The 1,502-nt window shown below is 48.1% G+C and carries 2 protein-coding genes and 1 pseudogene; all 3 read right to left on the reverse strand.

The features are described from left to right. Window positions 1-8 precede the first annotated feature (8 nt). On the reverse strand, window positions 9-1,118 hold the full coding sequence (locus R7M72_RS24580; protein WP_318056400.1) for a flagellar hook-length control protein FliK: 1,110 nt from the start codon (window positions 1,116-1,118) through the stop codon (window positions 9-11). Beyond that, window positions 1,115-1,435, reverse strand: a complete 321-nt coding sequence (locus tag R7M72_RS24585) for a hypothetical protein (protein WP_005478392.1) — start codon at window positions 1,433-1,435, stop codon at window positions 1,115-1,117. Before R7M72_RS24585 ends, R7M72_RS24580 begins: the two co-directional genes overlap by 4 nt. Next, a pseudogene (locus R7M72_RS24590) lies at window positions 1,419-1,502 on the reverse strand (flagellar export chaperone FliS); the annotation flags it as partial. The pseudogene R7M72_RS24590 and the gene R7M72_RS24585, both read right to left, overlap by 17 nt.

Consider the following 1,502-nt stretch of genomic DNA (forward strand, 5'->3'; position numbering starts at 1 on the left):
TTGTTTGGTCATAACCTTTTTCCTCGATGACTAACGTAGGCTTGAGTGTTCAGCCAGTGTTCTGAATAGTTTGTTGTTGTATTGGATTGAAATGCGCTGGACTCACGTGCAGCGAAAATTGTGGTGTCTTCGTCATTCATCTGTTGTTGATGGCGCTCTTGACCTTGGTCGGCACCTACATTGACATCAACATGGACGAAGTTTTGTTCTTGTAGTTCAGTGCGTAAGCGTTCCGATACTTGCATCAAGGCTTCACGTGTTGCCGCCGTGTTTGCGTTGATCTGTACGCTCAATCGATCGCCCTCAACACGAACGAGTAAATCCAGTTTGCCTAGATCGGGCGGATCGAGACGTATTTTCGCTTCCTGAACACTTTGCTGTGCTTGCAAGGTGACTCGGTCATGCAGCACTTGCATCATCTGCTCGCCCCATTTGCCTGCACTTGTGTCCACTTTCACTGCTGCCCACTCTGAGCCTTGCGTATGAGCATGCGCCACTGCCGCAGCGCTCACTGCTTGAGCGGACGGAGCAGAAGTTTGAACGTTCAGTGGTGCAGTCGTTGCTTGCCCTTGCGCTGGTTGGTTCAACAATGCTTGAAAGTCTACGGCAGAGGTGTTCACGCGTGCATTCGCAGAAGTCGTTTGGCTAATTTGAACATCTTGCTGTTGCGGTGATGTGTTTAACAAGGCATTAGCTTGCGCTGGGCTTGTTGTTTTTGCTTCACCTTTTACTTCCAACGGATTGACTTTGTTGAACGACGCAACCGATTTCTCAGCCATGTTTAGCATGCCTTGCGTCAAGGTTTGCGCTTGCGCTGCAAGGTCTGGTGTTTCAGTTGGTGTTGTTGCACTCAGAAGAACATTCATTCCTGTGGTGTCAACAGCAGCATTTTCTTCCGTTGTTGCAGTTGTCGCCTCTTTGCGCTCTTCGCTTGAGAAAGTTTGTGCAGCAAGGCGAAAGCTTGGTACTGCTTGCTCTGATAATGCTGCGGATTGATTCAGAGGTGTTTGCCCTGAAGCACTGCGCTGCGAAAAGCCTTGAACGTTTTTTGCTTGCGTGATTCGGCCTTCTGAAGATGAAGTGGCATTTGACGATGGCAGTGAAGAAGAAATCATCATTGTGTCATCTCCATTGTCATCGCTAGTTGATATGCCATGGCACGCTCTTGTTGATCGTTCGCCATGTTCATCTCTTTTTTGAGCTCACCAGTGGCTTTCTCTAATGCAGCAAAAGCATCCGCGTGCACGGATTTAGCACGCTGAATCTCAGGTGCTAATTTGGGATCTTTCAAAAACGGCTTATGACTGATAAGCAGCTCTCGAAGCTGCAAATCATGGCGTTTTAGCGCGTGCCAATCCGCCGTCTTAGTGGCGAATTGGATTAGCTGAGATAAGTGACGGAATCGCTCTGGCGATACTTTATGCTTGTTGTCCAAAATTCATCCAACCTTCACGAATATTACCCATTACACGTTCGACGTTCATTAAACGGTCAGCGTCATT

The sequence above is a fragment of the Vibrio sp. YT-18 genome (genome assembly GCF_033337345.1).
Classification (GTDB): Bacteria; Pseudomonadota; Gammaproteobacteria; order Enterobacterales; family Vibrionaceae; genus Vibrio; species Vibrio alginolyticus.

Coding starts and splice junctions, on each gene's coding strand:
- R7M72_RS24580 (WP_318056400.1), bottom strand. CDS start 1,118: ATGATGATTTCTTCTTCACTGCCATCGTCAAATGCCACTTCATCTTCA.